The 5893-nt window shown below is 69.9% G+C and carries 9 protein-coding genes; 3 read left to right on the top strand and 6 right to left on the bottom strand.

Annotation, left to right across the window (positions count from 1 at the left end; genetic code table 11):
* Window positions 1-30 precede the first annotated feature (30 nt).
* The 4 genes from UK23_RS20375 to UK23_RS20360 all read right to left on the bottom strand — a co-directional run bounded on the left by UK23_RS20375 (window position 31) and on the right by UK23_RS20360 (window position 2732).
* Complete coding sequence (locus tag UK23_RS20375; protein WP_045313167.1) at window positions 31-1257, bottom strand: hypothetical protein; 1227 nt, start codon at window positions 1255-1257, stop codon at window positions 31-33.
* Window positions 1258-1311: 54 nt separating this feature from the next.
* Window positions 1312-1758 (bottom strand): YbaB/EbfC family nucleoid-associated protein, encoded by a 447-nt coding sequence (locus tag UK23_RS20370; protein WP_045313166.1) that lies wholly within the window; start codon window positions 1756-1758, stop codon window positions 1312-1314.
* A complete protein-coding gene (locus UK23_RS20365; RefSeq protein ID WP_052684838.1) occupies window positions 1746-2096 on the bottom strand; it encodes a hypothetical protein in 351 nt (116 codons plus the stop codon). Before UK23_RS20365 ends, UK23_RS20370 begins: the two co-directional genes overlap by 13 nt.
* Before the next feature lie 72 nt (window positions 2097-2168).
* Window positions 2169-2732, bottom strand: a complete 564-nt coding sequence (locus UK23_RS20360; protein ID WP_045313165.1) for a TetR/AcrR family transcriptional regulator — start codon at window positions 2730-2732, stop codon at window positions 2169-2171.
* A gap of 78 nt (window positions 2733-2810) precedes the next feature.
* Between UK23_RS20360 and UK23_RS20355 the strand changes: the two genes are divergently transcribed.
* Window positions 2811-3230: a tautomerase family protein gene (locus UK23_RS20355; protein ID WP_045313164.1), complete on the top strand. Its 420-nt coding sequence runs from the start codon at window positions 2811-2813 to the stop codon at window positions 3228-3230.
* A gap of 130 nt (window positions 3231-3360) precedes the next feature.
* Entirely contained in the window at window positions 3361-3756 is a 396-nt protein-coding gene (locus UK23_RS20350) for a hypothetical protein (protein WP_156213254.1), read from the top strand.
* Here UK23_RS20350 and UK23_RS20345 read toward each other — a convergent pair.
* Both UK23_RS20345 and UK23_RS20340 read right to left on the bottom strand, forming a co-directional pair.
* Window positions 3738-4910, bottom strand: a complete 1173-nt coding sequence (locus tag UK23_RS20345) for a C40 family peptidase (protein ID WP_045313162.1) — start codon at window positions 4908-4910, stop codon at window positions 3738-3740. The two genes, UK23_RS20350 and UK23_RS20345, sit on opposite strands and share 19 nt — an antisense overlap.
* Complete coding sequence (locus UK23_RS20340) at window positions 4907-5233, bottom strand: type VII secretion target (protein ID WP_045313161.1); 327 nt, start codon at window positions 5231-5233, stop codon at window positions 4907-4909. Before UK23_RS20340 ends, UK23_RS20345 begins: the two co-directional genes overlap by 4 nt.
* A gap of 99 nt (window positions 5234-5332) precedes the next feature.
* Here UK23_RS20340 and UK23_RS20335 point away from each other — a divergent pair, with 99 nt between their 5' ends.
* The gene (locus UK23_RS20335) at window positions 5333-5863 is read left to right on the top strand and encodes an SMI1/KNR4 family protein (protein ID WP_156213253.1); all 531 of its coding nucleotides are present in this window, start codon (window positions 5333-5335) and stop codon (window positions 5861-5863) included.
* Window positions 5864-5893 lie beyond the last annotated feature (30 nt).

Genomic DNA, 5893 nt, shown 5'->3' with positions numbered 1-5893 from the left:
GGATGAAGGTTCCCTTCATCGTTCAAACGGTCAGTTGGAGTTCAGGCGGTCTTCGAAAGCGGCCTGCAGCTCGCGGAACTTGGCGACCTCGGCGTCGTACGGAGCGGACGGCGCGAGACGCGTCGGGTCCGGGGACACGACGAACGACACCAGCCAGCCCAGCGACTCGGACGGGGCCAGCGCGTCCTTCACGGACTCGTCGTCGGCCCACTCGCCGGCGTCCTCGAACAGCTCGACGGCCAGGTCGAGCTGCTGCGGGTCGAGGGCGTCCGGGCCTTCCTCCATGTCCTCGGCGAGGCCGGTCAGCACGTAGACGTTGTCGTCGTCGACGTCGAGGTCCAGCTCGCCGGCGGTGGCCTTGACCTTGACGTCGTTCCACGTCTCGACGTCGGCGAGGTCGTGGTCGTCGTTCTCGGCCACGAACCGGCTCAGGGCGCGCTGCGAGGTGAAGGCCTCGATCTTGCCGCGGCGGCCCAGGAACACCGGGTCGTCGCCCAGGTAGCAGCGCAGCGTGTAGAACTCGCCGGCCGACGTGATGATCTTGATGGGGTCGATGCCGACCTCGACCCAGAACCCGGTGGGCTCGGCCTTCTCCTCGTCGGAGTCGGAATCGGAGTCCGAAGCGGGAGCCTCGACGGCGGCCGCGGCGGTCTCGGCCTCGAGGGCGGCGAGCTCCTCCTGCGCGACGGCCAGTTCCTTCTCCGGGACCTCCGGCGTGTTCACGACGCCGTCGATCGCGTCGAGGACCTCGTCCCACTTCTCGGAGACGACCTCGGACAGCTCGTCCCACAGCTTCGCGCCGTCACGGCCGCTGAACGGCAGCGTGCCCTGCGGCAGCAGCGAGAAGCCCTCGGCGCTGTCGAGCACCTCGTGGACCTTCTCCAGGTCGCAGACGTCCGCAAGCGCGCGCACGATCGCGATGACGTCGGCGAGCTCGCCGATCGTCCAGGTATCCGGGTCCTCGGCGATCAGCTCGGGCACGCCGACGAGGTCGAACTGGTGGTTGTCGTCCGGCGAGAGGTCCGCGACGCCCAGCGACGGCACGACCGGCCACGCTGGGTGATCGGTGAGGTCGTGCTCTTCCGCGGTGCGGACGAAGGCGGCGAGGTGCGCGGCGTCGGGGAAGACGAACAGGTCCTCCTCGTCACCGAGGAACGCCTCCCACTCCTCGCCCTTCTCGCGCCAGCGGGGTGCCCACAGCGTGACGACGTCACCCTGCGTCAGCCCCAGCTCGATGGGGACGATGTCCTGCGCCATCCTGACCTCCCGGTCACGCCTGCCTGATGCCGTGGGCGAGCCTAACGGTGCTGATCACCGGCGCCCAAAGGGGTTCTCGAAGAACGCGTCCTCGTCGGGGTCGTCGACGAACGGCGTCCTGGGCCGTCGCTCCGGAGTTGCCTCGGGAGCTGCGGATTTCCCGGGCACGACGGGGTTCCACGTCGTCCGGAAGGGTGAGTCGCCGACGATCGACTCGACGTCGATCGCCATGCCGTCGCCCAGCGCCAGTGCCATCTTGTTGAAGCTCGTCTGCACGGCCGCGTTGGTCGCGAGCCGCACGGTCTCGGTGACGACCTCGCCGACCGCCCGAGCGCCCTGCTGGAGCAGCGCCGGGTGCAGGTGCAGGGCCTTGAACTCGCCCTTCGCGGACGCCGTGACCATGCAGAGCCCGTTCGGGTGCTCGATCGTCTCGGTGGTGACCGCGAGATCGCGCTGGAGCTGCTCGGTGGCCTGCATGCGTTCTTCGTTCACCGCTGCCACCCGAAGTCCTCGTCCTGCTCACGTGCGAAGCCCAGCTCCGTCAGCTCGCGCGGGTCGACCACGCGCTCCAGCGTCTGGTGCAGCCTGCTCGACGCGTTGCGCTGAGCCTTCTCGGCGATGCGCATGATCTCGGCGGCCAGCCCCTGAGGCCCCATCCGCAGCGCCGCCGCGCTCACCGCGATCTGCTGCGGCGGACCACCGGGCGTGGCGACCACGGTCACCGCGCCGTCCGGTGAGGACGCCAGTCCCGTGATGGGACCACTGCGCGCGACGTGCTGCGACACGGCCTGCTCGACATCGCGCACCTTCCTCGCGGCGCGCTCGACGTCGTCGTCCACCTTGATCACCCCCTACGCCAACAGTGTGCCGCATTGTCGCGCGTCGGGGTGTCCGGTTCGGTGCTGCCGTGGTCAGGCGTTCGCCGCGACCGCTGTTTCCAGGAGTGTTGTGAGCTCGGCGGCGATGTCGTCGAGCGGCTGGATGCTGCGCTGGGCCCGGCACATCACCACGGCACCCTCGGCGGCCGCGATGACCAGCGTGGCGAGCTGTGCGGCCCGCTCCCGGGCAACGCCGTGCTCCTGCAACGACGCGGCCAGCTGCGTCGACCACGCCCGGAACGCCTCGGCCGACGCCTTGAGCGCCTCAGGGTGGTCGGCCTCCTCGACCGCCACGGCCACCACGGGGCAGCCGGCCTTGAACTCGTTGCCGGCCACGACCTCCCGCCACAGCTCGAAGAAGGCCCGGACGCCCTCCGCCGGTCCCTGCCGCAGCTTCCTGTCGAGCACCTTCGTGACGACCTCCTCGGACAGCCGCACGGCCTCGGCGGCGAGCTGGTCCTTGCCGCCGGGGAAGTAGTGGTACGTCGATCCGAGCGGCGTGCCCGCGTGCTTGGCGACCTCCCGGATGCTCGTCGCGTTGAGGCCGCGGCGCCGCATCATGTCGGCTGCTCCGGCGACGATCTGCTGTCGGGACATGACACCTCACTGGCTATGACGACCGTCATAAGATAGCTTGCCGAAGGGTATAACACTCGTTATAGAGGGGTCTGAGCCATGCCGATGATCGAACTGACCGCACCCGCCGGATCGCTGACCGACGCGGGTCGCAAGTCGGTGCAGCGCGACCTCGCCACGCTGCTGCTGAAGTGGGAGGGCGCGCCGGACAACGACTTCTTCCGCTCGGTCGCGTGGACGTACCTGCACGAGCTGCCCGCAGGCGCGCAGACGACCGCGCTGGACGACGCGCCGCGGTTCCGGGTGGACGTGACGGTGCCGGTGGGCGCGCTGTCCGACCGGCGCAAGGAGGGCCTGATCAAGGAGGCCACCGAGCTGGTGCTGGAGGCCGCCGGGCTGGACGCGGGCGACGCGATCCGGGTGTGGGTGCTCATCCACGAGCAGCCGGAGGGGACGTGGGGAGCGGGTGGCCAGGTCGTGAAGGTCGAAGAGCTGCGGAAGCTGGCTGAGAAGGGCTGAGCCGGCCGTCCGGCAGCGGCTCTACCTGCGATGCAACATTCCTTCAACACCCGCGTGGCAACCTCTGACACCAGGGGGAAGACACCGTCCAGTCTGGGGGCTGGACGGTGGCACACGCACTGGGGGAGTTTTGCCGACCGCATTGAGGGCCGTGGTGCTCGCGCTGGTCCTGACCGCACCGGCCGCGCTGACGAGCTGCACCTCCGGCTGCGGCTACACCATCTCGGCCGCACCGGCGACGATCACCGCCGACGACTTCGAGCTGGCGGCCACCGTGAGCCGCAACGGCGTCCCGGCAGAGGGAGCCGTCGTGGAGTTCTCCGCGACGAGCGAGCGGGCGACCACGAGGTTCGGGGACACCAAGACCGGGCCTGACGGCGTCGCGAGGCTGAAGTCGAAGGGCGCGCGGGCCGACTGGACCGGGTACCGGGTGAGCGTCTACTTCATCCGGCCCGATCCGGAACCGGACTGCGCCTCCGACGTCGTGGTGCCGCTGCGCGTCGAGAATCAGCCCGTCGGGCGGTAGAAGCCGTAGAACGACATCCCGCTGTTCGTCGTGCGGATCTTGCCGACCTGCACCGGGTCGCCGGCCTCGACCATCTGGCCGTTGCCGATCACCATCGCCACGTGTCCGTCCCACACCACGAGGTCGCCGGGCAGCACCTGGTCCGGCGGCACGGACGCGCCCATGGCCTGCGAGGACGCCGGGCGCGGGATGTCGAAGCCCGCGTTCTTGTAGGCCCACTGCGTGAGGCCGGAGCAGTCGGTGCCCTGCGGCGGGTTCGCACCACCCCACACGTACGGCGTTCCCAGGGCGGAAAGCGCGTTGCGGACCGCCTTCGCGGCGGTCTCGTTCGGCGCCTCGGCACTGCTGCCGTCTGGCAGGTTCACGCCGACGCCGCTGCCGGGTTGCGGCGGGATCGCGACGGGCAGCCGGGGGCCGTGACCGCCACCACCGCCACCACCACCTCCTCCGCCGCCTCCACCACCGGAACCACCCCCACCACCTGAGCCGGAGCCCGAGCCGGAACCGGTGCCGTGACCGGACTCCTGCTTCTTGGGGTCGGAGGCGCCGGCCGTGGAGGTCATGCCGCCTTCGTCACCCCCGAGCGGCTCGCCGAGCTTGCCCAGCGCGCCGAGATCGGGCTTCTGCAACCCGTTCAGCTGCCCGACCAGCTGCGTGAGCTGGTCGCGGACCTTCTGCAGTTCGGTGGAAGTCCTGCCCTGGTAACCCGAAGCCATCCCGGCGAGATCGGCCAGCGCCGCCAGCACCACGCCGGGCCCGGCCACGAGCGAAGCAGCGACCGCGGCCGAGAGCCGGGGCGTCGCCTTCGAGGTGAACTCGTCGATCAGGCCCTGGATCGCGGTACGCCCGCCGGTCACCGCGGAAACACCGGACGAAGCCGCGGTCTTGATTGCGGAAGCGTTGGCGGACAACGTGGTCGCGGCCGACGCGAAGGTCGCCACCCGGCCGGTGAAGGCGTTGGCCTTCTCCCCGGACCACGTGTTCAGCACGGCCGTGGAAGCGGACGAGTGCCGGTTCCCCAAGTCCGTCATGGCGGTCTGCGCGCGGCCGAACGCGTCACCGGCCCGCGTGGCGCCGCCGGTGTCGCCGTCCAGTTTGGCCAGATCTTCCTTCATGGGCGCGATGAACGCGCTCAGGAGCCCTTCGACGCTCATGCACGCGCCGCCTTGTTCAGCGCGGCCTTGTTCGCGTCTTCCTGGGCGACGTACGCCTCACGGGCCTTCGAGACGGCAGTACCGAGACCGGCCAGACCTGTCGAGGCCGCCTTCAGCGCGTCCAGCTGGGCCTGCGCGGCGGACTGGAACGCGGCGTTCAGCCCCACCTCGTTGCCGATCTTGCCGAAGCAGTCGCCCGGCAGGGCCGTGGTGCCGTTCAACGTGCCGGTGCCGACCGCGCCCACCTCGCCGGCCAGACCGGTCACCGCCGAGGCGTATCCGGTCAAGGCGTCGAGGTCGACCTTGAGACCCTGTTCCGCCATCTGAAAGCTTCTTCCCCCAGTAGTGACCTGTTCGCCTTGATCCTGCCCCGATGAGCGGTACCTCGCCCGACGTTCCGCCAAGATCATGGAGCAGTGGGTGTGATCGAGCACTGGAACCGGATCCTGGCATGGCTGGCGGAGCACGCTCCGGCCACCCGTGCCGTGCTGCGTCCGAGGTACGACGCGCTGCCGGAGCTTCGGGTTCCGATCGACCTCCAGATGTGGTGGAGCGTCTACGGCGGCACGGAGGAGGGCCTCTTCGCCGAGATCCTGCCGCCCTTCTACACGCCGCTGGGAGCCGACCGCGCGTTCGTGCTCAGGGAGACCCACACGAGCAAGCCGGCCGACGGTTCCGAGGCTGGTTCACCGACGGCCGGCTTCCACTCCGAATGGCTGCCGATCGCGTTCGACGGCACCGGTGACGTGCTCGCGATCGACCTGAGGCCCGGCGTGCTGCGCGGCTGCGTGGTCGAGTGGGACCAGGAGCGCAACGAGATGATCAAGCCGGAGTGGACGTCGATCATCGAGATGTTCGACCAGGTCGCGACGGCCCTCGAGACGCGCAGCGCGGTCGGGCACTGCTTCCCGGAGGTCAACACCGCGGGCGAGCTGGGCTGGCGGACCAGCTAGGGGCCACGCCACTAGTAGTGCTTTGTCGGG

Source organism: Lentzea aerocolonigenes (assembly GCF_000955955.1).
Classification (GTDB): Bacteria; Actinomycetota; Actinomycetes; order Mycobacteriales; family Pseudonocardiaceae; genus Lentzea; species Lentzea aerocolonigenes_A.
The sequence above is the reverse complement of the archived record's forward strand: the minus strand, read 5'-3'. Positions and strand labels throughout refer to the sequence as shown.

What these genes read in the sequence shown, in the direction of transcription:
- UK23_RS20355 (WP_045313164.1), top strand. Translation starts at nt 2,811, where the DNA reads ATGCCGATGATCGAACTGACCGCACCCGCCGGATCGCTGACCGACGCG.
- UK23_RS20375 (WP_045313167.1), bottom strand. Translation starts at nt 1,257, where the DNA reads ATGGCGCAGGACATCGTCCCCATCGAGCTGGGGCTGACGCAGGGTGAC.
- UK23_RS20345 (WP_045313162.1), bottom strand. Translation starts at nt 4,910, where the DNA reads ATGAGCGTCGAAGGGCTCCTGAGCGCGTTCATCGCGCCCATGAAGGAA.
- UK23_RS20340 (WP_045313161.1), bottom strand. Translation starts at nt 5,233, where the DNA reads ATGGCGGAACAGGGTCTCAAGGTCGACCTCGACGCCTTGACCGGATAC.
- UK23_RS20360 (WP_045313165.1), bottom strand. Translation starts at nt 2,732, where the DNA reads ATGTCCCGACAGCAGATCGTCGCCGGAGCAGCCGACATGATGCGGCGC.